23 protein-coding genes, 1 tRNA gene and 1 other RNA gene are annotated in these 23,632 nt (G+C 34.0%); 12 read left to right on the top strand and 13 right to left on the bottom strand.

Features of this window, described 5'->3' with window-relative positions; genetic code table 11:
* Nucleotides 1-68: 68 nt before the first annotated feature.
* The 3 genes from FHR29_RS15270 to FHR29_RS15260 form a co-directional block, all read right to left on the bottom strand.
* Nucleotides 69-806: an isoprenyl transferase gene (locus FHR29_RS15270; RefSeq protein ID WP_132772031.1), complete on the bottom strand. Its 738-nt coding sequence runs from the start codon at nucleotides 804-806 to the stop codon at nucleotides 69-71.
* Nucleotides 807-1,224: 418 nt separating this feature from the next.
* A complete protein-coding gene (locus FHR29_RS15265; protein WP_021188282.1) occupies nucleotides 1,225-2,112 on the bottom strand; it encodes an NAD kinase in 888 nt (295 codons plus the stop codon).
* A gap of 74 nt (nucleotides 2,113-2,186) precedes the next feature.
* Nucleotides 2,187-2,849, bottom strand: coding sequence for a CBS domain-containing protein (locus FHR29_RS15260; protein WP_132772030.1), 663 nt, complete (start codon nucleotides 2,847-2,849; stop codon nucleotides 2,187-2,189).
* Between the two features lie 230 nt (nucleotides 2,850-3,079).
* On the opposite strand from FHR29_RS15260, the gene FHR29_RS15255 reads away from it, so the two are divergent.
* The gene (locus FHR29_RS15255; RefSeq protein WP_132772029.1) at nucleotides 3,080-3,913 is read left to right on the top strand and encodes a 1-acyl-sn-glycerol-3-phosphate acyltransferase; all 834 of its coding nucleotides are present in this window, start codon (nucleotides 3,080-3,082) and stop codon (nucleotides 3,911-3,913) included.
* Between the two features lie 4 nt (nucleotides 3,914-3,917).
* A complete protein-coding gene (locus FHR29_RS15250; protein WP_021188280.1) occupies nucleotides 3,918-4,877 on the top strand; it encodes a GNAT family N-acetyltransferase in 960 nt (319 codons plus the stop codon).
* Between the two features lie 30 nt (nucleotides 4,878-4,907).
* On the opposite strand, the gene FHR29_RS15245 is transcribed toward FHR29_RS15250, so the two are convergent.
* The 4 genes from FHR29_RS15245 to FHR29_RS15230 all read right to left on the bottom strand — a co-directional run bounded on the left by FHR29_RS15245 (nucleotide 4,908) and on the right by FHR29_RS15230 (nucleotide 8,742).
* Complete coding sequence (locus FHR29_RS15245; protein ID WP_183915598.1) at nucleotides 4,908-6,221, bottom strand: DEAD/DEAH box helicase; 1,314 nt, start codon at nucleotides 6,219-6,221, stop codon at nucleotides 4,908-4,910.
* A 107-nt stretch (nucleotides 6,222-6,328) separates the two neighbouring features.
* The gene (locus FHR29_RS15240) at nucleotides 6,329-6,649 is read right to left on the bottom strand and encodes a GNAT family N-acetyltransferase (protein ID WP_132772028.1); all 321 of its coding nucleotides are present in this window, start codon (nucleotides 6,647-6,649) and stop codon (nucleotides 6,329-6,331) included.
* Between the two features lie 158 nt (nucleotides 6,650-6,807).
* Nucleotides 6,808-7,224, bottom strand: coding sequence for a VOC family protein (locus FHR29_RS15235; protein ID WP_132772027.1), 417 nt, complete (start codon nucleotides 7,222-7,224; stop codon nucleotides 6,808-6,810).
* Between the two features lie 126 nt (nucleotides 7,225-7,350).
* Nucleotides 7,351-8,742, bottom strand: coding sequence for an arginine decarboxylase (locus tag FHR29_RS15230; protein WP_132772026.1), 1,392 nt, complete (start codon nucleotides 8,740-8,742; stop codon nucleotides 7,351-7,353).
* A 109-nt stretch (nucleotides 8,743-8,851) separates the two neighbouring features.
* Here FHR29_RS15230 and argS point away from each other — a divergent pair, with 109 nt between their 5' ends.
* From argS to FHR29_RS15205, 5 genes are all read left to right on the top strand, one after another.
* Nucleotides 8,852-10,636, top strand: a complete 1,785-nt coding sequence (gene argS, locus FHR29_RS15225) for an arginine--tRNA ligase (protein ID WP_183915596.1) — start codon at nucleotides 8,852-8,854, stop codon at nucleotides 10,634-10,636.
* Nucleotides 10,637-10,644: 8 nt separating this feature from the next.
* Entirely contained in the window at nucleotides 10,645-11,727 is a 1,083-nt protein-coding gene (locus FHR29_RS15220; RefSeq protein WP_260292138.1) for an oxidoreductase, read from the top strand.
* A gap of 9 nt (nucleotides 11,728-11,736) precedes the next feature.
* Nucleotides 11,737-12,930 carry an aminoacetone oxidase family FAD-binding enzyme gene (locus FHR29_RS15215; protein ID WP_132772024.1) on the top strand — a complete coding sequence of 398 codons (1,194 nt, stop codon included), beginning with the start codon at nucleotides 11,737-11,739 and terminating at the stop codon, nucleotides 12,928-12,930.
* Nucleotides 12,931-12,999: 69 nt separating this feature from the next.
* Nucleotides 13,000-13,378: RNase P RNA component class A (gene rnpB, locus FHR29_RS15210), an RNA gene on the top strand.
* A gap of 55 nt (nucleotides 13,379-13,433) precedes the next feature.
* Nucleotides 13,434-14,849: a sigma-54 dependent transcriptional regulator gene (locus tag FHR29_RS15205; protein WP_132772023.1), complete on the top strand. Its 1,416-nt coding sequence runs from the start codon at nucleotides 13,434-13,436 to the stop codon at nucleotides 14,847-14,849.
* A 22-nt stretch (nucleotides 14,850-14,871) separates the two neighbouring features.
* On the opposite strand, the gene FHR29_RS15200 is transcribed toward FHR29_RS15205, so the two are convergent.
* The 3 genes from FHR29_RS15200 to FHR29_RS15190 all read right to left on the bottom strand — a co-directional run bounded on the left by FHR29_RS15200 (nucleotide 14,872) and on the right by FHR29_RS15190 (nucleotide 17,067).
* Nucleotides 14,872-15,534, bottom strand: a complete 663-nt coding sequence (locus tag FHR29_RS15200) for an HAD family phosphatase (RefSeq protein ID WP_021188276.1) — start codon at nucleotides 15,532-15,534, stop codon at nucleotides 14,872-14,874.
* A 74-nt stretch (nucleotides 15,535-15,608) separates the two neighbouring features.
* Nucleotides 15,609-16,616: an acyltransferase gene (locus FHR29_RS15195; protein WP_132772022.1), complete on the bottom strand. Its 1,008-nt coding sequence runs from the start codon at nucleotides 16,614-16,616 to the stop codon at nucleotides 15,609-15,611.
* A gap of 76 nt (nucleotides 16,617-16,692) precedes the next feature.
* Nucleotides 16,693-17,067, bottom strand: coding sequence for a hypothetical protein (locus FHR29_RS15190; protein WP_132772021.1), 375 nt, complete (start codon nucleotides 17,065-17,067; stop codon nucleotides 16,693-16,695).
* A gap of 439 nt (nucleotides 17,068-17,506) precedes the next feature.
* On the opposite strand from FHR29_RS15190, the gene FHR29_RS15185 reads away from it, so the two are divergent.
* Both FHR29_RS15185 and FHR29_RS15180 read left to right on the top strand, forming a co-directional pair.
* A complete protein-coding gene (locus FHR29_RS15185) occupies nucleotides 17,507-18,004 on the top strand; it encodes a hypothetical protein (RefSeq protein ID WP_132772020.1) in 498 nt (165 codons plus the stop codon).
* Between the two features lie 168 nt (nucleotides 18,005-18,172).
* The gene (locus FHR29_RS15180; RefSeq protein ID WP_021188273.1) at nucleotides 18,173-18,841 is read left to right on the top strand and encodes a sterol desaturase family protein; all 669 of its coding nucleotides are present in this window, start codon (nucleotides 18,173-18,175) and stop codon (nucleotides 18,839-18,841) included.
* Between the two features lie 184 nt (nucleotides 18,842-19,025).
* On the opposite strand, the gene FHR29_RS15175 is transcribed toward FHR29_RS15180, so the two are convergent.
* Together FHR29_RS15175 and FHR29_RS15170 are read right to left on the bottom strand one after the other, a co-directional pair.
* Nucleotides 19,026-19,113, bottom strand: a tRNA-Ser gene (locus FHR29_RS15175).
* 123 nt (nucleotides 19,114-19,236) lie between these two features.
* On the bottom strand, nucleotides 19,237-20,121 hold the full coding sequence (locus FHR29_RS15170; protein WP_132772019.1) for a bestrophin family protein: 885 nt from the start codon (nucleotides 20,119-20,121) through the stop codon (nucleotides 19,237-19,239).
* A gap of 68 nt (nucleotides 20,122-20,189) precedes the next feature.
* On the opposite strand from FHR29_RS15170, the gene FHR29_RS15165 reads away from it, so the two are divergent.
* The 3 genes from FHR29_RS15165 (at nucleotide 20,190) to trxA (ending at nucleotide 22,265) form a co-directional block, all read left to right on the top strand.
* Complete coding sequence (locus FHR29_RS15165) at nucleotides 20,190-21,044, top strand: glycoside hydrolase family 25 protein (protein ID WP_183915594.1); 855 nt, start codon at nucleotides 20,190-20,192, stop codon at nucleotides 21,042-21,044.
* A 181-nt stretch (nucleotides 21,045-21,225) separates the two neighbouring features.
* Entirely contained in the window at nucleotides 21,226-21,969 is a 744-nt protein-coding gene (locus FHR29_RS15160) for a rhodanese-like domain-containing protein (RefSeq protein ID WP_183915592.1), read from the top strand.
* Nucleotides 21,969-22,265, top strand: a complete 297-nt coding sequence (gene trxA / locus FHR29_RS15155; protein ID WP_132772016.1) for a thioredoxin — start codon at nucleotides 21,969-21,971, stop codon at nucleotides 22,263-22,265. The genes FHR29_RS15160 and trxA overlap by 1 nt, the downstream gene beginning before the upstream one ends.
* Before the next feature lie 12 nt (nucleotides 22,266-22,277).
* On the opposite strand, the gene FHR29_RS15150 is transcribed toward trxA, so the two are convergent.
* Nucleotides 22,278-23,576 (bottom strand): hemolysin family protein, encoded by a 1,299-nt coding sequence (locus tag FHR29_RS15150; RefSeq protein WP_132772015.1) that lies wholly within the window; start codon nucleotides 23,574-23,576, stop codon nucleotides 22,278-22,280.
* Nucleotides 23,577-23,632: the final 56 nt, after the last annotated feature.

Here is a 23,632-nt window from a genome sequence, read left to right as displayed (position 1 = left end):
ATTAAGAAAAATTTAAGAACCAGCAGATATGAAGGTTTAAAATCAGTCAGCAAAGTTACTAATAAAGATTAGATCTGTTCACTTGTTTTTCCAAATCTTCTTTCTCGCTTTTGATAGTCAAGAATTGCCTTAAAAAGGTCTTCTTGTTCAAATTCAGGCCACATCTTATCTAGGAAACAGAATTCAGCATAAGCAATCTGCCATAAAAGAAAATTACTAATTCGATATTCTCCGCTTGTTCGGATTAATAAATCTGGGTTTGGTAAGTTTGAAGTGTAGAGATTTTCCTGAAATACCTCGGTTGTTATATTCTCAATTTTCAGATCTCCTTTAACAACTTTTTCTGCTATTTTTTTTGTTGCTTGGACGATTTCCTCCTGCGAACTATAACTTAATGCTAATGTTAGTATACATTTATCATTGCCGGCAGTTAAATTCATTGTTTCCTGCAATTTTTCTTGACAATTTTTAGGGAGCTTAGATAGATCTCCAATTGCATTTAAACGAACACCGTTTTTTTGGAAAGTTTTCACTTCTTTTTTTAACGAAGATACCAGCAACTCCATTAACGCTATTACTTCTAGTTTGGGTCTATTCCAGTTTTCTGTTGAAAAAGCATACAAAGTAAGGTGTTTTACGCCAACCTGTAAAGTTGCTTCTAGTGCCTCTCTTACAGCTTTTACTCCGCTTTGATGACCAAAAATCCGTAATTTTCCTTTTTCTTTTGCCCATCTTCCATTGCCGTCCATAATAATAGCAATATGTTGAGGAAGATTGTTTTTGTCAATATGATCTATTATGCTCATTTTCTATTTCTTTACTTCTGCCTATCTCACGATTGGTAAAAACATTTATTTCTAAATATATGCTACAAGTGTATCGTTTTTTCGTAAGATAGTTGTTGAAATTGGCCTGATGCCTGTTTTAATTTCAATCGTGTATACTTATTTTAATTTCGTTGTATACAAACTACCACTGCAATTAAATTATTAAATTAGTGTGAAGTGCTACGTCAGATTTCCTTGTATCAGGTGTGATTTTCATTTGAAAAATGTAATTTCCTAATATCCTCAAGAAATTGCGCTTGCCATTAAGCAATTTTTTCTTCATTAATTTTTAAGTATTGCTGCATAAGGATAACTTATATTAACCAGATTCTTTAAAATATCGTGCGGTAAATATAAATCTTTTTGACGAATAGCGGATTACAAATTCATGTTAACGCTAATAATTTCTTACATCTAAGCCCCAAAGTAGTTTCTCCCGGAGTGTTTCAAAATAGCTTTCACCTTCTAATCTGATTAAATTAATATAGAATGGCGCTTTAGTTATTTTTAGTTTGACATTACTTTCTATTGTTTCATTTTTAGAATCGCAGCTCAATATATATTTTTCGGAACGACTTTCAATTTCTAATGCTAATTCAAATTCAGATGATATAACTACTGGACGAACATTTAAATTGTGTGGTGAAATTGGGGTAATTACGAAATTGCCACTTCCAGGCATAATGATAGGTCCTCCGCAACTTAATGAATATGCCGTAGATCCTGTTGGTGTCGCGATAATTAGACCATCGGCCCAATAGGAGTTTAAAAGTTCGCCATTTAAGTACGCATTTACTGTGATCATTGCAGAACTATCATATCTAAAAACGGTAATATCATTCAAGGCATAATTACTGTTTCCGCCAAATAATTCTCTGTCAGGCGATTCTACGGCTAGTAATGCTCTTTTTTGTATTTTATAGTTTTTAGCTAGAATTTGATCAATTGAAGGTTCAAAATCTGTTTTATTTATGGATGCTAAGAAACCTAATCTTCCGAAATTTATGCCTGCAATAGGGATTCCGGAATTATGGATTAGTGATACTGCTGATAACATAGTTCCATCACCACCCAGGCTTAACATAAAATCTGTGTCTTTTGGCAGATTCTCATTAGAGCTGTAAGTGGAGAAGGTTTTATTACAGTCAAATTGTTTTTGTAGAAAAGTATAAAAGCTGTCGTAGATCCAAATCTCAACATTTTTCCCATTTAAATATTCCAGTAAATGCTTTACATGGGGAATAACTGAAGGACTAAATTCTCTACCATAAATTGCTATTCTCATATTGTACAGTATTTTTTATTCTAGCAGTAATGATTGCATTATTTTGCCAAAGATGAGAAAAAACTAGCGTATTGCTAAATATTGATGTAATTCATGAGTTGTTGGTAACGATCTTCTAAATCATCAAATTCTTGCAGTGTATTGAAAGATGCAATGACTTTATAATTTTGTCGTGCGAAGGAAGATAGTAGAGAAGCGATGTTTGACTTATTTACTTTCATTGTCACAAGCAATGTTGCATTTTCAGGGACTGTTTTTGTTGAACAGTTTAAAATTTGAGCATTTTCTGCTTCAACTAGATGTGCTATTTTAGATAAAGAAAAATCATGTATTCCAATTTCTAAGGTAATAATTGCTCCTATATCATTTAGTGATTGCAATACTGAAATCGTTTTTACCAACTCTAAAGAAGTCAATACTCCTTCAAATTTATTGTTTTCATCTAACACAGGTAAAGTACTTATGTTATAAGCTGTCATTAAACGGATCGCATCGTATGGATGTTGATTTGCCTTGATATAAATTGGGTCAGTTTTTAAATGAACAGAAGCAATTGTATTTTGATCATCAAGGGCATTCAGTAAATCATTTTGAGAAATAAATCCTAAATAATTATCACCATCAACAACAGGCAACAAATGAAATTGGAAATCTTCCATTCGATCTAAAGCAAAAGCAATTGTGTCAGATTGCTTTATCGTCGTGTTTTGTGAAAGAGGAATGTTCGCTATATACATATGGATAATTTATCTGTATACTATTGACCTTAAATTTAGTAAAATGTTTAAAGAAAACCTTTTTTATTAACAAAAAAGCTTTCTTGCATTAAAGGTCATTAAATTTTTACTTTAACTTTGCACAGTTTATATATTATTGATAATGTATTGTACAAATTTTATCTACTTTTACAAAAGTGCGATTTATATTTTGAATATATAATGAAGTTAAATCATAGTACTGAAATTTTATGAGTGAGGTTGCAAGTCGGAAATTTATTGAAGTTAGAGAAGTAATTCGCAAGAAAAGTCCCAAGTTGATAAAATGGATTCCATCTTTTTTATTAAAGTATTTGGAACGAACTATACATGAGGACGATATCAATGATATTATGACTCGGTTTTCGGACTTGAAAGGTTTGGATTTTGTTGATGCTTTAATTAAAGATCTAGGCGTTAATGTTGAGCTAAAAGGTGCGGCTAATATTCCGATTGATGAAAGCGTTATTTTTGCTTCAAATCATCCCTTAGGTGGATTAGATGGAATTGCTTTTATGCATGCTATTGGACAGTACCGTAAAGATGTTAAATTTTTAGTCAATGATATATTGATGAATGTCGGTAATCTTCAGCCGCTATTTATACCTGTAAATAAATTAGGGGGACAAGGAAAAAGTGGGATCGCCGCCATAGAGGAAGCCTACGCGTCTGATAGTGCTTTATTGGTATTTCCTGCGGGTTTAGTTTCTAGAAAACAGGGAGACGGAAGAATTGAAGATCTTGAATGGAAGAAAAGTTTTATAAATAAGGCAAAGAAATATAAAAAAGATATCGTACCTGTCTATATTGAGGGGAAAAACTCTAACTTTTTTTATAATTTTGCAAGGCTAAGACAGAAGATTGGCTTAAAGGCAAATTTGGAAATGCTTTATCTACCTGATGAAATGTTTTCTCAACGCAACCAAACTGTGACGATTGTTATTGGCAAAAAAATATCTTACACACATTTTGATCAATCTAAAGGCGAAAAAAAATGGGCTGAAGAGGTGAAGCGATTGGTTTACGGAATGTCTCAAGAAAAATAGAATTATGCAAGAAATTATTGCTCCTGTTGATAGAAAATTGTTAAAGGCAGAATTAGGTAAAGATGCTTTTATACGATATACCAACAATGGAAATAACGAAATATATTTGATTAACTATCATAATGCACCTAATGTGATGCGGGAGATAGGACGATTAAGAGAATTGACGTTTAGAGGTGCTGGTGGTGGAACTGGTTTATCAATTGATATTGATGAAAATGATACATGCGAAGATTGCTACGATCAATTGATTGCCTGGAATCCTGAAGAAGAAGAAGTTGTTGCAGGCTATCGTGTCATCAAATGTGCCAATGCTTCGGTAAAAGACGGTGTCCCAAATTTATCAACAGCTCATTATTTTCAGTTTTCCGAACGATTTAAAACGGATTATTTGCCCTATACAATTGAATTAGGCAGGTCTTTTGTCCAACCAAAATTTCAACCAGCAATTGATAACCGTAAAGGAATCTTTTCTTTGGATAATCTATGGGATGGATTAGGTGCTTTAGTGATGATTAATCCAGATATTAAGTATCTTTTCGGTAAAGTGACCATGTATCCGCATTATAATAAAGAAGCCCGTGATTTGTTGCTTTATTTCATGGAGTATCACTTCCCTGATCATGAAAATTTAGTGGTACCAATCCCAAGTTTAAATTGTGAAAATGATTTTTCTAAATTTGAAGGTATTTTCGATGGATTAGATTATAAGGAATCTTATAAATTATTAAATAGTAAGGTTCGTGCGTTGGGTGAGAATATTCCTCCTCTGATTAACACTTATATGAATCTATCTCCAACGATGAAATCGTTTGGGACAGCAATTAACGATGAGTTTGGTGAAGTTGAAGAAACAGGGATTTTGATCATTATTGACGATGTTTATCCTGTGAAAAAAGAAAGACATATGAATACTTTCGAACGTGATCGGGAGTATGGTAATAAAAAACCAAAGAGAGGCTAAGCCTCTCTTTTTTTGTAATTATTTTTTGCTTTAAGAATCTCTTCTTCTCGAAGAAGTTCTGTTTCTATTATCAGATCTTGGACCGGATGACGTTCTTCTTCTATTTCCTCCAGGACTAGCGTTATTTGAACTTTGGCCATTTCTGGATGTAGATGATGGTCTGCCAGATTTCTTTGCTGTACCAGCTTTCTTTGGTGCTACACCTGAGATATGTAAAGCATAGGGATGCTTCTCAACTAAAGGGATCTCCATACGGATGGATTTTTGGATATCTAGTAAGAATGCATATTCTTCTTCGTCGCAGAATGAAATCGCTTGACCATCTTTACCTGCTCTACCTGTACGGCCTATTCGGTGTACATATGATTCTGGTATATTGGGTAAATCATAGTTGATTACAAATGCCAACTCATCTATATCAATACCACGTGCAGCGATATCGGTAGCAACCAGTACACGTAGTGTACGATCTTTGAAGTTTTTAAGGGCATTTTGACGGGCACTTTGAGATTTGTTTCCATGAATGGCCGCAGATTGAATATTCTTTTTTGCAAGATCTTTAACGATGCGATCTGCACCATGTTTAGTTTTAGAAAAAACTAACACGTGATTTATATTTTTCTCCTTTAAAACATGGATTAACAAATCTTTTTTATCGTTTTTCTTAACGTAATAAACTTCCTGTTGGATCTTTTCTGCAGTAGTAGATTCTGGAGTTACTTCAACCTTGATAGGATCAACAAGAATATGATTTGCTAATTTCTGAATCTCAGGTGGCATTGTTGCTGAGAAAAATAATGTTTGTCTTTTTTCAGGTATTATTTTAATTAGCTTCTTTACGTCATGGATAAATCCCATATCTAACATGCGGTCAGCTTCATCTAAAACAAAAAATTCTAAATGTTTTAAATCGATATATCCTTGACCGTATAGATCTAGTAATCGGCCTGGTGTAGCAATAAGCACATCAACACCTCTCTTCAAGGCATCACGTTGTGGTTGTTGTCCGACACCTCCAAAAACAACTAGACTTTTAAGTGGAAGATCTTTGGAGTATTGATTGAAATTTTCTTCAATTTGAATTGCTAGTTCACGTGTGGGTGTTAAAACTAATGCACGAATATTTTTTTTCGCAGTTTTAACTTTTGAATAACTTAACATTTGAAGTATAGGAATGGCAAAGGCAGCTGTTTTACCAGTACCTGTCTGAGCGCAACCTAATAAATCATTTTTTCTAAAAATAATAGGAATCGCCTGTTCCTGAATTGGGGTAGGAGTAGTATATCCAACAGCTTCCAATGCCTTAAGGATTGGTGCTATGAGTTTTAAATCTTGAAATTGCAATCTAATTTATTTATTTGTAAGCGACAAAGGTAGCTTAATTTTATGGATTGCAACTGAAATTTGTTGAAACATTTATTTTTAATATGATCTAAAAATATGATTAATACCTACTTATCCTCTTGAAATCCTTCAAAACTTGGGTCAACGATTTCTTTCCATTCTGGATGTTTTTTTATATACGCGTATACCAAAGGGCATAGTGGAAAAAGGGTGTAATGATGTTCTTTCAGGTATTGTAATGTTTTTTCAATGACAGCAGTTGCTACTCCTTGACCCGCTAATTGAGGGTCGGATTCGGTATGAATGAGCCAAACTTTACTAGGTCTTTCTTTGAATGCGATAAAGGCTTGGTATTCTCCTATATGAAGTTCAAAATGATTTAATTGATCATTTTTAGTTAAAGGTAAGTTGATAAATTCTTCTTTCATGGTTTGTTATATTTTATATGGATATAATATCAATTGCATGCATATTGTTTTGGCGGGTCGAATGATAATGGTGCTTCGGGTAGACAAATAATCTTATTTTTAGCATAAGAGTTTCCTGGTAGCACTACTGGCGATCTCAGTCTGTTATTCATCTTATTTTAGCATGCTTCTTCTAAACCCTTTATATTAATTTTTTTCATCTTGACCAAAGCTTCCATTGCTTTTGGATTTGAAATGAGCATATGAATTCTTTTAGGAATTATTTGCCAAGAAAAACCAAATTTGTCTTTTAGCCAGCCACACATATTTTCTTGACCTCCATTTGCAGTCAACATATTCCAATGGTGATCGATTTCTTGTTGATCTTCACATTCAACGACAAATGAGACAGCATCTGATGGTTTATATGATGGACCTCCGTTAAGTCCCATAAATCGAGTTTTGTTAATTTCAAAAATAACGACCAGAGAATTGGATGAGATGATTTTTCCATCTTTAAATACTGAACAGTAGAAGTTTGCTGCATCTTGGGCTTGACCATCAAACCATAAACAATTATAAATTGAATCTGTCATAACTATGGTTGGGTTAAAGTATTATATACCTAAAATACAAATTAATCATGAATAACAGATATTAAATAAAACAAAAAAGGTTAGAAATGAAAATTTCTAACCTTTTATTGTGAGTTGACTACGCGCTTATTGGTAGCCCAATAATTTCATAACCTGTTTTGAATTTTGTTCCTCACCAAAAACTTCGTAATTGAATGTTTCGTCGCGGTTACGGCGAATCAGTACATGCTTTGGAGATGGTAATAAACAATGATGTATACCGCCATAACCACTCAATACATCTTGGTATGCTCCTGTATGGAAAAAACCTAGATATTGTAATTTACGTGTTTTAGGCATGAATACTGAACTAGTATGTGCTTCTTGATTGTAATAATCTTGGCCATCACAAGTAATACCACCTAGGTTTACCCGTTCATATTCAGAATCCCAATTGTTGATCGGAAGTAAGATATATTTTTGATTTAAAGCCCAAACATCTGGTAAGTTTGTAATAAATGAGCCATCAATCATAAACCATTTTTCACGATCATTTTGTAATTTACGACCTAAAACCTTGTAAAGGATACCTGATGCTTCGGCAACGGTATATTTACCAAATTCAGTAATAATATCCGGTTCCATTACTTCATGTTGTGCACAGATCTGCTTGATCCTGTTCACAATTTCATTGACCATGTACTCATAGTCAAAATCATGCACTAATGAATCTTTGAAAGGCATGCCTCCACCGATATCTAAAGTATCTAAGTCTGGGTTTACTTTTTTAAACTTACAGAACAATGTAACATATTTTTCTAGCTCATTCCAGTAATACGGGGTATCCGATATACCTGAATTGATAAAGAAATGTAACAGCTTTACTTTGAAGTTAGGGTTATTCGCAATTTTGTTGTTATAGAATTCTATAACTTCTTCGATACGAATACCTAGTCTTGAAGTGTAAAACTGTGAGTCTGGCTGTTCTTCCGATGCGATACGGATACCTAAAGCACATGGTTCATCCAATTCAATTTCATCATCATAGAGATTGAATTCCTCTTTGTTATCTAGGACGGGGATAATATTCTTATACCCATCATGGATCATGTCGATGATATACTGTTTGTATTGGTATGTCTTAAAACCATTACAAATCACTGTAATGTCTTTTTTTACTGTACCTTGACGTTCTAAGGAATCGATCATCGGCATATCAAATGCAGATGATGTTTCTAAGTGAATCTCATTCTTCAATGCCTCTTCAACAATATGTTTGAAGTGGGAAGATTTGGTACAATAACAATATTTGTAGGACCCTCTGTAGTTATGTTTCAAAATTGCGGTTTGAAACAAAATTTTCGCTTGTTGAATTTTTTTGCTGACGATTGGCAAATAAGTAAAACGCAACGGCGTACCGTACGTTTCTATCATTTCCATTAAATTCAAATCGTGGAAATACAATTCGTCGTCGATGATTTCGAATCCGTCTTGCGGAAAACCAACACTTAGGTCAAGAAATTCCTGATAGCTCTGCATTTTTTATTATTTTTGCAAAGATATACTTTCAATATGAATACAAGAATAGCGAATGTGAATTATTTTTGTATTCTATTTCAGGGAGTTGCATATTTTACATAATCATTACATGGCGAATTCTATTCAAAACAGACTTATTGAAGTCACTGTTCAAGCTGTAAAACAGCTTTATAATGCAGATATTTCTGAAAATCAAATTGCTCTGCAAGAGACACGCAAAGAGTTTGAGGGGCAAATTACAATTGTAACTTTTCCTGTTACCCGATTTTCTAAGAAATCTCCTGAGCAGACTGGTACGGAAATAGGTGAGTATTTGAAAACTCATATCTCAGCTATTACTGATTTTAACGTTATTAAAGGGTTTCTAAATATTTGTCTTTCGGATGAATACTGGATTTCTCTTTTAAACGAGACTATTGTGAAATCTGATTTTGGGGTATTTCCTTCGAATGGTAAAAAATTAATGGTGGAGTATTCTTCTCCAAACACCAACAAGCCGCTTCACTTAGGCCATATTCGTAACAACCTATTAGGATATTCTGTTGCAGAGCTTTTAAAGGCTTATGGTTATGATGTCATAAAAGCCAACCTGGTAAATGATCGCGGTATTCATATCTGTAAATCTATGCTTGCATGGCAAAAATTCGGAAATGGAGAAACTCCTGAGTCTACGGGTATAAAAGGTGACCATTTGGTAGGTAAATATTATGTAGTTTTTGATAAAGAATATAAAAAAGAAATAGAAACACTCAAAGCTGAAGGTCAAACTGAAGATGAGGCTAAGAAGAATGCGCCATTGATTAAAGAAGCACAAGCGATGTTACAGCAATGGGAAGCTGGTGATGAGGCTGTGATTGATCTTTGGAAAACAATGAATACCTGGGTATATGCTGGTTTTGAAAAAACGTATAAGCAACTAGGTGTTAACTTTGATAAATATTATTATGAATCAAATACGTATTTGTTAGGAAAAGATATCATTCAAGAGGGTTTAGATAGTGGTGTTTTCTTTAAGAAAGAAGATAACTCTGTTTGGATTGACTTAACTGCCGACGGATTGGATGAAAAGCTTGTCCTGCGAGGCGATGGTACTTCTGTATATATTACTCAAGATTTAGGTACAGCTCAATTGAAATACGATGAGTTCAAGATGAATGATTCTATTTATGTGGTCGGTAACGAACAAGATTACCATTTTAAAGTATTGTTTTTGATCTTAAAAAAACTTGGTAAATCTTGGGCAGATGGCTTATTCCATTTATCTTACGGGATGGTCGATTTACCTTCTGGAAAGATGAAATCGCGTGAAGGTACAGTTGTAGATGCTGATGATTTGATGAGTGAGATGATCGAAACAGCGAAAGAGCGCACAGAGGAACTGGGTAAAACGGAGGGCTTGTCTGAAGAAAATAAAAATGCACTTTATAATACCATCGGTATGGGGGCTTTGAAATATTTCTTATTGAAAGTTGATCCCAAAAAACGTTTATTGTTCGATCCGAAAGAGTCTGTTGATTTTCAGGGAAATACAGGTCCTTTTATCCAATACACTTACGCTCGTATTAAGTCTGTTCTTTCTAAAGTAAATTTTGATGAACAGTCGAAAGTATCGGTGCCAGTATCCATATCGGCTTATGAGCGTGATTTGATTATGACTTTGGGTAATTTTCCAAGTATTATAGCAATCTCAGCTCAAGAATTCAGTCCAGCGCAGATGTCTAATTATATTTATGATGTAGCTAAATTGTACAATAAGTTTTATCATGAAGAGACTATTTTAAAGGCAGAAATTGAAGAAGTGAAGAATTTCCGTTTGCACCTTTCGGCTTCTGCAGCAAAAGTTATTGCAAAAGGAATGAGTTTATTAGGAATTGAAGTTCCTGAACGTATGTAATTTATCTCATGATGGCTCAAAAAATCCGTGTTGGTTTAATTGGTTTTGGTATTTCAGGACAAGTATTTCATGCTCCTGTGATGCGATCTATTGCTGACCTAGAATTAGTAAAAATAACTGCTCGCAAAGCGGAGCAAAAATTAATTGTAAGTGAAAAGTATCCTACAGCGTCGGCTGTAGATCATGCTGACGAAATATTAAATGACGATTCTATTGATTTGGTGGTTATTGCTACCTCTAATGATATGCACTATCCTTTTGCTAAGCAGGCATTGCTAGCAGGGAAACATGTGGTAGTCGAAAAACCGTTTACCAATACATCTGAACAGGCTGATGAATTGATCGCATTGGCAAAAGAAAGTGGTAAAATTCTATCTGTATATCATAATTTAAGATTCAACTCAGATTTTAGAACGATCAAAGAGGTGATTAAGGATGAACGATTGGGGCAGATTAAGAATTTTGAAGTTCGTTACGATCGTTTTCGTAACCATCTTAGACCGGGTGCGTGGAGAGAAGATAATCTGCCTGGTTCAGGAATCTTTTATGATCTTGGAGCGCATTTAATTGACCAGACGCTACAACTCTTCGGTAGACCAAATGCTGTATTTGCAGATTTGACTATTCAAAGACCTGGAGCGGGGGCAATTGATAATTTTGAATTACTACTTTACTACCCGGAAATGCGTGTTTCTTTGAAAGGAGGGATGCTTGCTAAAGAGCCGACTCCGCGATACACTGTATTTGCATTAAACGGAAACTTCCTTAAAAATGGTGTTGATCCTCAAGAGGAATTATTACGTGCTGGTGCATTTCCTGATGAAGATCCAAACTGGGGCAAAGAAGATCCAGCTATTTATGGTAAATTAAATTTACTTTGGAATGGCGAAGATCTCGAAGAGACCGTTACTTCTAAATTAGGCAGCTATCCTGATTATTACCAAAATATAGCAGATGCTATTCTTGGGAAAACTCCTCTAATTGTTACAGCAGAACAAGGACGTGATGTTATTCGTATTATCGAACTGGGGATACAAAGTCAGGCGGAACGCCGTGTCATGTCATTAGATAATGAACTAATAGGCTATTAATATATAAATATGAAGCAATATGATGCCATTATAGTTGGGGGAGGGGCGTGTGGGCTCATGTGTGCTGCTCAAGCTGGATTATTAGGTAAGCGAACTTTAGTGATTGAACGAAATGATAAAGTTGGAGCTAAGATTCTAATTTCGGGCGGAGGAAGGTGTAATTATACCAATTTGGGTACTGACATCGATAATTTTGTGTCCGAGAATGCAGACTTTTTAAGATCTGCATTTAGTCAATGGACGGTAGATGATACATTGAGTTTTTTTGAGTCGCATGGTATATTTGGTGAGGAGAAAACGTTGGGACAATTATTTCCTTCTTCGAATAAGGCTAAAGATGTTGTAGCCGTTTTTACTAAGATCTTATTTGCAACGGATCAGGATATAAGATTAAACACGGTTGTTAAAGCTATAGAAAAGCTTGAGGATGACTTTGTCTTAACAGTGGAAAGTGAAAAGGGCATTCAGCAGTTAACGACAAAGAAAGTTGTTATGGCCAGCGGAGGTTTACCTGTCGCGAAGTTGGGAGCCTCTGATTTTGCTATTCGTACGGCTAAGAAATTTGACATGGCAATTGTCCCTACCGCACCTGCTTTAGTACCTCTAACTATTACAGGAAAGGAGGCTGAATGGTATGCTTCTTTAGCTGGTAATTCAGTTTTTTCTAGAGTTTATAATCATAAGATTAGTTTTGAAGAGAACATCCTTTTTACGCATTGGGGCTTAAGTGGTCCTGCGATTCTACAGATTTCATCTTATTGGCGTGCTGGAGAAGAGTTCTATATTGATCTTTTACCTCGGTTTCAATTGGATAAAATAATCAAAGATGAACGTAATGAAGGTGGAAAACGTTTGGTTTCGAGTATCTTGAACGATTACTTTACTAAACGTATGGTGGAGGCACTGGGTAAATTTCTTCCTTTAGAAACTAAAATAGCATCTTTAAGTAAAGCGGATGCAAAATTGATTATTGATACTATTCATAAATTTAAAGTCAAGGCTGCTGGAGATAAAGGGTACGATAAAGCAGAGGTAATGCGTGGTGGTGTTTCTACTGCAGAGCTGCATGCTAAGACTCTAGAAAGTAAGCGGGTAAGGGGATTGTTTTTTGGAGGAGAGGCAGTTGATGTCACCGGTTGGTTGGGAGGCTATAATTTTCAGTGGGCTTGGGCATCTGGTTATGCTATAGCACAAGCACTTTAAATTCAAAATTTCATTCTTTTCTTTATTTATAGGGAATAATTATCAATCTAAATCCTACCTTTGCAGAAGAAGCAAACTGGTTCTACCGCTGCTCCCTTGAGGAGGAGAGGAAAGTCCGGGCAACGCAGAGCAACACGCTTCCTAACGGGAAGGATGCTGTTACAGCAGACAGAAAGTGCCACAGAAAATATACCGCTTTTCGGAGTAAGGGTGAAAACGTGAGGTAAGAGCTCACGGTCTTGTATGGCGACATACATTGCGGTAAACCTCGTGTGTTGAAAGACCAAATAGGTTGCGAAATTCGAAGGCTGCTCGTCTTCTTTTAGTTTAGGCTAAGATTCGTAATGGGTAGGTTGATGGAGCTAGTTAGTGATGACTAGCCTAGATAAATGGTAGAAACTCCGATTTTTTCGGTTTACAGAACCCGGCTTATAAGGTTTGCTTCTTTTTTACTATATTACCAATAATTTAGATAACCTTTAAGGAAGAGTAATAATACTTTTATGAGTACAATATTAATTATTGATGACGAACGGGCAATCAGAAATTCACTAAGAGACATCTTAGAGTATGAAGATTATAATATACTAGATGTAGATAATGGTATTGAGGCCTTAGAGATCATTAAGAAGGAAAAAATTGATCTTGTTCTTTGTGATATTAAAATGAATAAGATGGATGGTATGGAGGTTTTGGCAACTGCCCAAAAAACAAATCCAGATCTTCCTTTTATTATGATTTCGGGTCATGGTACGATAGAAACTGCTGTCGAAGCCGCTAAAAAAGGTGCCTTTGATTTCTTAGAAAAGCCACTTGATTTAAATCGTTTACTTATCACGGTAAGGAATGGCTTAGAGAAGGTCTCATTAGTTACTGAAACTAAAGTTTTAAAGAAAAAGGTAACGAGCTATAAAACCAAAGAAATCTTAGGTAAATCTGAAGCGATTAGTCGTATTAAAGAAACAATTGATCGGGTTGCACCTACGGAGGCTCGCGTACTTATTACAGGTGCAAATGGTGCCGGAAAAGAACTTGTTGCACGTTGGTTGCATGAGAAATCTAATCGTGCAGAAGGTCCTTTAATTGAAGTTAACTGCGCAGCAATACCATCGGAATTAATTGAGTCTGAATTATTTGGTCACGAAAAGGGATCTTTTACTTCTGCTATTAAACAACGTCTTGGTAAATTTGAATTAGCTACCAATGGTACACTTTTTCTGGATGAAATAGGCGATATGAGCCTTTCTGCCCAAGCTAAGGTGTTAAGGGCTTTACAAGAGCATAAGATAACCCGTGTAGGTGGTGATAAGGAAATTGATGTGAATGTTCGTGTTGTTGCAGCGACGAATAAGAATCTCTTTAAAGAGATTGATGAAGGGAATTTTAGAATGGATTTATACCATCGCCTTTCTGTAATTCTTATTCACGTACCTTCATTGACTGAACGTGTGGATGATATTCCTTTATTATCGAAAAATTTTTGTGAAGAAATTTGTAATGAATATGGGGTTCCAATAAAAGAAATTACACCTGCTGCATTAAAAGAGTTGAGTAATCTTCCTTGGACGGGTAATATTCGCGAATTACGTAACATGATTGAACGCTTAATTATTTTAAGTGATAAATCTATTACGGATAGGGATGTTATTGCATTTGCAAATCCTTCAAACACGGTGAATGCTATTTCTTCTCATGCACATACGGATAATGGATCTAGCCATACGACTCAAAATGGTGGAAAGGTTGATCTAGATAACTTTGCTTCTTTTCAAGATTTTAAGGATTTTGCAGAGAAGGAGTTTATCAAATATAAATTAGAGAAAAACACGTGGAATGTTTCTAAAACTGCTGATGATTTAGATATTCAGCGAAGTCATTTATATAGTAAGATCGAAAAATTCGGTCTTAAAAGAGATTAGAAAAAAGGGCTTGATAATTTTATCAAGCCCTTTTTAGTAATTCTAAAATCTTGTAAGTTGATATCTCCGTGTAGTCATTGATGTATGCATGACAGGTTGGAAGTTGATCTTTGGTGTGGGTAGATAATACGCCAACTACTGTCATTCCCGCATTCAGACCAGCTGTAATTCCTGAAAAAGAATCTTCAAAAACGACGCAATTTATAGGCTCTACCTCTAAATTATTAGCGGACGTTAGATAAACTTCTGGATGTGGTTTATGATGACTAACATTTTCACTACATAAGATCGAACCCATTTTGGATCGGATATGAAGTGCATCTAAGATTAAATCCATATTTTCTTTAGGTGCAGAAGTGGCCACTCCAGTTTTTAAATCATTTCTCTTGAGGTCTTCTAAAAATTCTAAGTAACCTGCTATTGGTGTGATCTGATCTTTATAAATAATTCTAAAGAGTTCTTCTTTCTCAAACTCTAACTTGATCAATTCATCAGGAGCTATTGTTCTCTTGAAAAAATGTTGCATGATATAGCTATTGTGTTTACCATACATATGCTCCTGAAATTCTTCTTCACTACTTTCAATATTGTATTTTTTGAAAAATGCTTCAAAAGCTTTAGCGTGATAGGGATTGGTGTGACAAATAACACCATCCATATCAAAAATAACTGCGTAATTACTCATAGTGCTAAGGTACATTTTTGACATTAAAATATGATATTATCCTGGTTAAGTTTTGTCATTTGTAACTTAAAAAACTAGGAACAAAAAATAATTCGTATTTGTTTTGCTTGCTTAGCGGGAATTTTAAAGTGATTTATTGCTTTGTTAATGAGTTGTTGTTGTAGAAATGTTGCTATAATGGATAGTGTGAGAATAGCTATCCAATTTAAATACCAGTTTTCTAAATTGATCAAGAATAGAAATAATATATGCCATAGATAAATCCAAATTGTTGAAGAGCCTATGAAATTTAAAATAGGTTTGTTTAATTTTTGAATAGTTGGTTTTATACAAAATATAAGTGAGAAAATACTTACTGCATAAAAAATATAAAACGAATGTGGTGGATATTTCAATGCTCCAATATCAAATGGTATTCCCAGGTGGAATTTAAAATATATCAAGCCTCCAATACTTATCAAAGCACTTATGATAAATAATAGTGTTTTAGTTCTTACATCATAATTTCGGTATTGTGCTCCTAGCATGAAGAAAATGAGAAAACCTAAGCTATAGGTGCCAAATTGATTGAAGTATTTTTGTACGCCTGGTTGAAATAAATCAGTTGAAAACTGAACGACCATTTCATAAATGGCATAATAAATCAATAATTGCCATTTATTTTTAATGACTTTACTGAACAATGGCCCTAGGATGGCAATCATTAAAAAGATGCGTATAATCCAAACATAGCCAAAGCCATCTAATAGCAGATAGCTCGAAATCATAATATCTGGAAACTGTGTGTAATTGATCTTAAAGGATAAGGGGAAAAAGTACTGAATGATGTAAAATATCGATAAGAAAATCCATACGGGTACAACAAGACGGAAAAAGCGTTTCCATAGATAGGTTGTAAAATCGGTTATGGATTTAAAGGTTTGATTTTTGTTCCCAAATAAATATCCTGAGATAAATACCATTAAAGGAACATCAAAGTTTCTGATTTGAAAAATTGTAAAGGGTGGGTTTACATGTGCGAGAATAATGCACAATAAACCTACACTACGTATAATATCCAGTGAATTGTCCCTTTCTAGCATCTTTTTTTTGCGAAGATAGTGAATAGGTGAAATTTGCAAAGGACTTATACGTATAATCGAAAAAAAATATTATTTCTTACTCTGGCTTCTTCAGTAGATCTTGAATTGTTGCGGAAATTATTGCAGGATCTTCACCATCTTCTAAAAGTGAAAAAGCAATATAGGTGGCATATATTTCAATACTGAAAGTTTCGTGTTTGTCAGCAATAAACCCGTCAATTTGTTGTTCGTTACAATCAAAACCAATTTGTTGTAATTCATTAAAAAGGTTTGTTGAAATCGTTGCATGATCTTCGCCACATGCGAATGCAACTAAAACATGAAATAGAAATTTATCGATGATTTCACTATCAGTTTCTTTGAATAAAGATAAAATATGTTTGTAATCAAACCTTGTTTTTGCACTGTTAACAATGCTGTCCCAAATTTCATATTCTAAAGTTGCTTCCATACTTCAGCTGTTTTTTATTTATAATCGGTAATCTAAATATACTGAAAAACAATTAGTAATGAAAGCTTTGTTAGAAAATTTTTATTCGTTATGAAATTCTTTTTTTTGCTTTTTACGTCAACAATTGATAAAAAGAAAAAAGAATCTCCCCAATAAAGCAACCCAGCAGTATTCCTAATATTATCGAACCAGTTACTTTAAACCAAGAGGGAGTTTGTATTAATTGTAATTTCATGATGCAAAACTCGTAATTAGATTGGTTTTCCTAATCAATTTTGGTTTCATTAGTTTTATTTGTAGTCGTTTACTGACGTTGTATTTTCAACCTATTAACCAATGAGAATTATATCTGATAATTTTTTAAGATTTAGCACTTTTTTTGAGTAATTTTAAGAGAGCAAGAATAAACTGACACATTTAATTTTAAAACCTTTTATTTATGACAATTAAGATTCTTTTATTTTTTTTAATGATCGGTTCTCATGCTTCAGCACAAGAATTGAATCTTCTTAAAATTCGTAAAGAGTATTCTTTAGCAGTGAAAGATGAAAGTATTTGTGAAAATAATCTGAATTTACTACGGGCTAAAGCGAAAGAAACGACTGATAGAGGTTATTTAGCTGTTTATGAAATGGTTTTTGCTAAACATATGGGTAATCCATTCCGGAAACTTGGTCAATTTAATAAAGGTAAAAATTTATTAGAGACCTTAATTAGGGAAGAACCTAGTAATGTTGAACTTCGTTTTATCAGGTGGAGTGTTCAAACTCATGCACCTTCTATTTTAAATTACAGCAATGATATCAAAAAGGATAAATCTTATATAATTGACCACCTATATAGTCTTCAGCATCGGGATGTAAAAGAAATTATATATAAATATATCAAAGGTGCAAACTCTTTTAGTGAAGATGAATTGAAAGAATTGATGAAATAATGATTTTTAAATTAGATTTCTTTTATAGATATTTTTATAGGTTTAACTTTTATGTTTAAAAAGTCAGTAATGTGACTTTAACTTGATGAATGGTGTTTTATATATTTTTTTATAATTATTATTTTTGCAAAAGATAATCTGTAGCAATTTTATTAATAAATTAATTGTATGGCAAAGCGTAATTTTGTTTCAAATTCCACTGAATCTTCAAGGATGTTTAAAAGTGATTTTTTAGAATCATTGACAAAAGTCCATTGGAGTGTTCCTTTAATATTTTACTTACCAATAATTGGTTACTTTTCATGGACTGCTTTAGGTCCTGGAGATATGAGTATTCTTAGTTATATCCAGTATTTTGTCTTTGGACTTGCTTTCTGGACTTTATTCGAATATGCATTACACCGTTGGGTTTTTCATTATCATCCAACAACTAAGTGGGGTAAGAGAATAGCATTTATTTTTCACGGTGTACATCATGATTATCCAAAGGATAGATTAAGATTGGTTATGCCATTATCTGCGAGTATACCTTTGGCAGCATTGGTTTATTATTTGTTTACTTTCTTTTTTAGTTCGGATATTATATTGGCGTCTTTCTTTTCGGGTTTTATGATTGGTTATTTAATTTATGACGAATGCCACTACGCAATGCATCATGCTAACTTTAAGAGTGGAATTTTTAAACGAATTAAACAACACCATATGTTGCATCATTATTCTGATCCAGAACATGGATTCGGTGTAAGTTCAGCTTTGTGGGATGAGATCATGCGCTCCGGCTTTCCAAAAGAGGATGAAAAAGTAGAAAAAACAGAACGAATCAGTATGGATAAATAATACTTAAAAAACAACAAAAGCCCAACTTTGCAGTTGGGCTTTTTTATTGGGAGAGACTCAAAAGGGAGGCTCCATCACAAAATATAACCAATTGTTTTACTCATTTCCTTTGTTGTTTTATAAAGCTTTATAAACTTCATAAAACAACAAAAGCCCAACTTTGCAGTTGGGCTTTATTTTTTGTTGGCGGAGAGCGAGGGATTCGAACCCCCGGACCTATGACAGTCAACAGTTTTCAAGACTGCCGCATTCGACCACTCTGCCAGCTCTCCGCCACAAAAGTAGAAAAATTCATTTAGTCGCCAAAACTTATTTTTTACTCCATTGAAAATGAGGGAGATTAATTTTTTAAGCTATATTTTAGTTAAAAAAAAGGCTTAAATTACTTTTAAAGGCTATGGAAGTAAGATTTCATAACAGTGTTTTTTGATGTTCTGTGCGATTTTATCAATCGGTAAATCATCACTATCTGTTCCGAAAGGTTCTTCAATGGATTCGCCAATTAATTCTAATGATGCTAGTACATAAAATATAAATGGTACTGCTGCAATCACAAAATAACCAATTGAAAAGACGTATCCGATGGGTAGTGTTGCTGTATAAAGGATGATGAACTTTTTTATGAATGCATTATAGGATAGCGGTATTGGTGTGTTTTTAATCCGTTCACATGCTCCACATACATTGGTGAAAGATTCAAGTTCATTGTTGATGATTCGAAATTGATCTCCTGTTATTTTTCCTTCTTTATAGAGGGAATTTGTTTTTTTAAAAATTAATGATGCTACCTGATTGGGACCATGTTTTTGATCATCCAGATTTTCTAATTCCGGATGTGACACTTCATCAAGCATGAATTTGGTGTAGTCCGAACGAAGAAAGGTATAGAGTGTTTCTGCATAAAGCGGAATTGCTTTCCTATAAAAGCTGCGGTTTACCTTATCATCGCTTTCCAGAAATGCATTCATTTTATAGGATAAACTTCTACTGATGTTTGTTAGTGAACCCCATTGTTTTCTAGCTTCCCACCAACGGTCGTACGCAGTATTAGTTCTAAATACAAGCAAAAGGGAGAGTACGAATCCAAGTAAGCTATGAACTATAGTGATATTTTTAATCCAACTTTTTTCAGCTAGTTTTAAATATTCCAGTTCTAGGTACGCAATGCCCCAAGAATATAAAGATGCTAAAATAAGATATGGAAATAATTTACGGAAAGTATCCGTTTTATGGAGTTTGAGAGTTGAAGTAAGCCAATCTTTTGGGTTGTAAACAATCATAGACAAAAATACAAAATGTTTATTTTAATTTTGATTCTTTGTAAAAGATAGATTAAATTCATTGCCAAATGAAGAAAAAGAAAGTTCAGCGCAAGAAATCAGGCGAGATCACAGATGACAATGGTAAAAGATGGAAGTATATCGCATTTTCTGGAGCTTTTATTCTTATTGTTCTTTTAGCGTTTGCATGGCATTATCGTGCGGGAATTAGATATTACCTCAGTACTTTGGGGAAAGCTCGAGGAACTGCTCATAAAGAGGCTAAATATGATATTCGAAATGTGGAGATTATGTCGAGCCATTCAGATAAGATTTTTGGTTTAGATATATCGCAATATCAAGGTGATATTAACTGGATAGAAGTTAATACAATCAATGATCAATTTCCAATAGATTTTATTTTTGTAAGGGCAACGATGGGTGAAAGTAAGGTGGATGATCGATTTGATGATAATTGGAAAGCAGTTGCTACTAGAGCGAATTTAAGAGGGGCTTATCACTATTTTAGACCAAATGAAAATTCCGTTAAGCAGGCTAAAAATTTTATTAAGACTGTTAAACTTGAATCAGGAGATCTACCGCCTGTACTAGATATTGAGGAATTGCCTAAACATCAATCCATGGACAGTCTGAAAGTTGGTTTAAAACGGTGGCTGGACGAAGTTGAATCACATTATAGGGTAAAGCCTATTTTGTATTCAGGAGATAAGTATTATACAGATTTTCTTCAAAAAGAATTTAGTAATTATATTTTATGGATTGCCAATTATAATTTTTGGGTCGAAGATCTTAAAGATCATTGGAATTTTTGGCAGTTTTCCGAGAAGGGGACTGTTAGAGGGATTAAGGGGAATGTTGATCTAAATATCTTCAATGGTACTATTGAAGAACTTGAAGAAATTACTATTCCTTTTAAAAATTGAAATTACATAATCTTGAGACAATAAATACAGAGGATGCTTAAGGGGGGGATGTTCCTCTTCGAAACTTATAAACATACATCATTATTTTCTGGTGGAAGCGATCAGCATCGCACATCAATTCACAAAAGAACTTGAAAGTATCGGTTTTAATTGCTTTATCTTCTTTTAAAAATTAATACAGATGAAAAAAGAATATTTAACTTATATAGTTGGCGCGTGTGCAACAGTATTTTTTATTTTAACATTTACCCAGATAGGTTTTGGAAAAGCAATATCGGAAAGTGAAAAGAGATCTCCTTCTATTTCGCTTACCTCTCCTGTTTCAGCTTTGAATTTAACGCAATTTATGTCATTGGAAGCAACAGGAGCATTGGTGTTAGATACCAGGTCGGTAAAAGATTTTGCAGCAGGTTATATTCCTAAGTCGGTGTTTATCGGTTGGAACGGACCATTTAAAGCTTGGGTTCCAAAAATATTAGCCAACAAAGACCAACCGATCATACTCCTTTCAGATCAGGAAACAGTAGCACAGGTATGTTTAACATTGGAAGAATTAGGCTATACGCGTATATTAGGGTATCTTGAGGGAGGTGTGCGTAGTTATAAAAAGCAATACCTTTTAGATTCTATACCAGAGGTCGATGCTTCGACTTATTTAGATTTATCAAACGAAGGTCAAATAATAGATGTCCGGTCGGAAAAAGAGTTTGCCACAGGGCATATTGACAATGCTATGAATTTTCCATTAAAAGATTTAGGTAACTTTAATCTTGATTTACCAGACAATAAGAATTATTATGTCCAATGTCTTTCTGGATATCGCAGTATGATTGCTATGTCTATTTTGAAGAAGAAGGGCTTTGAGCATGTAATAAATATTAGAGGTGGATATCAGGCATTGAAACAATTAAAAGAGGAGAAATAATGGCTACATTCGATGAGATTATTAAATCAAATAATGTTGTACTGGTAGACTTCTTTGCAACTTGGTGTGGACCGTGTCAGACCATGGCACCCATATTACAAGATGTAAAAGAGTTTTATGATGAAAGTTTGTCAATTATAAAAATTGATGTGGATAAAAATCCTAAGATAGCATCCATTTATAAAGTAAGTGGAGTTCCTACTTTTGTATTATTTAAAAATGGTACTCAAGTATGGAGGCAAAGTGGAATGATTACTAAAACAGATCTACATAAGCTTATTGATGCTCACAAATAAAAAAGGAGATGATTAATCATCTCCTTTTTTTCTGAATGAAATTTTATCAATTCGATTACCATCCATATCCAAGACTTCAAATTTTATATTTTTGTACTGGACCTGTTCTCCTTCTTCAGGAACGTGGTCAAGGAGCAAAAATACAAGTCCACCTAAAGTGGTAATATTATTTATTTCATCTTCGTCTTCTTCAGAGAGACCAATTTCAAACTCTTCCATAAACTTATCCAGTTGGTATTGCCCATCTGCAATATAGGATCCGTCCTCACGTTTACGGATTCGAGGTCTGTCGATTGATTGATCTTCAGGTAAATTACCTACCAGGTCAGATAGAATATCCCGAAGGGTAATAACGCCTTGTGTAGAGCCATATTCATCAATTACGATAGCCTGGTGTATATGCGATGCTCTCAGGCTTGTTAAAATACTGTAAGCGGAGCTATGCTCGTTAACAAATTTAATAGGTTCTATCAAACTGTTTAAATCTATCGGTTTTTCTTTTAAATATTGTGACAGTAATTTTTTTACATGTACGACGCCTTTTATGTTATCAAGATTACCTTCGCAAATTGGGTACATGGTATGCTCCGTGTTCATAATGATATGTCGATGTTCTTCGAAACTATCTTCTAGGTCTAAAAAAGCAATATTACTTCTATGGGTCATTAAATTTATTGCTTTTTTATCGCCTAAGCTTAATAATCGGTCTACAATATCGTGTTCTATCCCCTCAATAGCTCCACTATCCACTCCTTCATCGACCAATGCTTTTATTTCTTCTTCTGTTACTGAATTGTGTGTGCTTTTGATATTAAATAGTTTGACAATACAATCTGTTGAAATACTGAGTAGCCAGACAAAGGGACGAACTATTTTACTCAGTAGATTCATTGGGTAAGCGATGACCATGGCATACTTTTCTGGAATAGCCATACCGATTCTTTTTGGCACTAGTTCTCCAAGTACCAAAGAAAAAAAAGTGATGATAAAAACAACGATTACTACAGACAACTGTTCACTGTATGGTGCTAAAAATGAGATTTGAACAAATATCTGCTTCAGGTAGACTGCAATACTTCCGCCGCTAAAAAAACCTGTCAGAATCCCTATTAAAGTAATTCCTATTTGAACAGTGGATAAAAAATTGTTTGGAGATTCTTTTAAAGCTAAGGCTATTTTAGCTGCAGGGTTATTTTTGTCAGATGCTGCTTGCAGTCGGGCTTTTCTACTGGAGACGATTGCAATTTCTGATGCAGATAATACTCCATTTAGAATAATTAGAGCTAATATAATAAGGACTTCTGTGAGCATGTTTTTTTTATACTTAGGCTAAATGTAGTAAATTTTTAGAAATTTATATGTAAAAA

The sequence above is a fragment of the Sphingobacterium sp. JUb56 genome (assembly GCF_014191365.1).
Lineage (GTDB): Bacteria > Bacteroidota > Bacteroidia > Sphingobacteriales > Sphingobacteriaceae > Sphingobacterium > Sphingobacterium anhuiense.
This window is presented reverse-complemented; position numbering and strand designations above follow the sequence as displayed.

Coding starts and splice junctions, on each gene's coding strand:
- FHR29_RS15270 (WP_132772031.1), bottom strand. CDS start 806: ATGAGCATAATAGATCATATTGACAAAAACAATCTTCCTCAACATATT.
- FHR29_RS15265 (WP_021188282.1), bottom strand. CDS start 2,112: ATGAGAATAGCAATTTATGGTAGAGAATTTAGTCCTTCAGTTATTCCC.
- FHR29_RS15260 (WP_132772030.1), bottom strand. CDS start 2,849: ATGTATATAGCGAACATTCCTCTTTCACAAAACACGACGATAAAGCAA.
- FHR29_RS15255 (WP_132772029.1), top strand. CDS start 3,080: ATGAGTGAGGTTGCAAGTCGGAAATTTATTGAAGTTAGAGAAGTAATT.
- FHR29_RS15250 (WP_021188280.1), top strand. CDS start 3,918: ATGCAAGAAATTATTGCTCCTGTTGATAGAAAATTGTTAAAGGCAGAA.
- FHR29_RS15240 (WP_132772028.1), bottom strand. CDS start 6,649: ATGAAAGAAGAATTTATCAACTTACCTTTAACTAAAAATGATCAATTA.
- FHR29_RS15235 (WP_132772027.1), bottom strand. CDS start 7,224: ATGACAGATTCAATTTATAATTGTTTATGGTTTGATGGTCAAGCCCAA.
- FHR29_RS15230 (WP_132772026.1), bottom strand. CDS start 8,742: ATGCAGAGCTATCAGGAATTTCTTGACCTAAGTGTTGGTTTTCCGCAA.
- argS (WP_183915596.1), top strand. CDS start 8,852: ATGGCGAATTCTATTCAAAACAGACTTATTGAAGTCACTGTTCAAGCT.
- FHR29_RS15220 (WP_260292138.1), top strand. CDS start 10,645: ATGATGGCTCAAAAAATCCGTGTTGGTTTAATTGGTTTTGGTATTTCA.
- FHR29_RS15215 (WP_132772024.1), top strand. CDS start 11,737: ATGAAGCAATATGATGCCATTATAGTTGGGGGAGGGGCGTGTGGGCTC.
- FHR29_RS15205 (WP_132772023.1), top strand. CDS start 13,434: ATGAGTACAATATTAATTATTGATGACGAACGGGCAATCAGAAATTCA.
- FHR29_RS15200 (WP_021188276.1), bottom strand. CDS start 15,534: ATGAGTAATTACGCAGTTATTTTTGATATGGATGGTGTTATTTGTCAC.
- FHR29_RS15195 (WP_132772022.1), bottom strand. CDS start 16,616: ATGCTAGAAAGGGACAATTCACTGGATATTATACGTAGTGTAGGTTTA.
- FHR29_RS15190 (WP_132772021.1), bottom strand. CDS start 17,067: ATGGAAGCAACTTTAGAATATGAAATTTGGGACAGCATTGTTAACAGT.
- FHR29_RS15185 (WP_132772020.1), top strand. CDS start 17,507: ATGACAATTAAGATTCTTTTATTTTTTTTAATGATCGGTTCTCATGCT.
- FHR29_RS15180 (WP_021188273.1), top strand. CDS start 18,173: ATGGCAAAGCGTAATTTTGTTTCAAATTCCACTGAATCTTCAAGGATG.
- FHR29_RS15170 (WP_132772019.1), bottom strand. CDS start 20,121: ATGATTGTTTACAACCCAAAAGATTGGCTTACTTCAACTCTCAAACTC.
- FHR29_RS15165 (WP_183915594.1), top strand. CDS start 20,190: ATGAAGAAAAAGAAAGTTCAGCGCAAGAAATCAGGCGAGATCACAGAT.
- FHR29_RS15160 (WP_183915592.1), top strand. CDS start 21,226: ATGAAAAAAGAATATTTAACTTATATAGTTGGCGCGTGTGCAACAGTA.
- trxA (WP_132772016.1), top strand. CDS start 21,969: ATGGCTACATTCGATGAGATTATTAAATCAAATAATGTTGTACTGGTA.
- FHR29_RS15150 (WP_132772015.1), bottom strand. CDS start 23,576: ATGCTCACAGAAGTCCTTATTATATTAGCTCTAATTATTCTAAATGGA.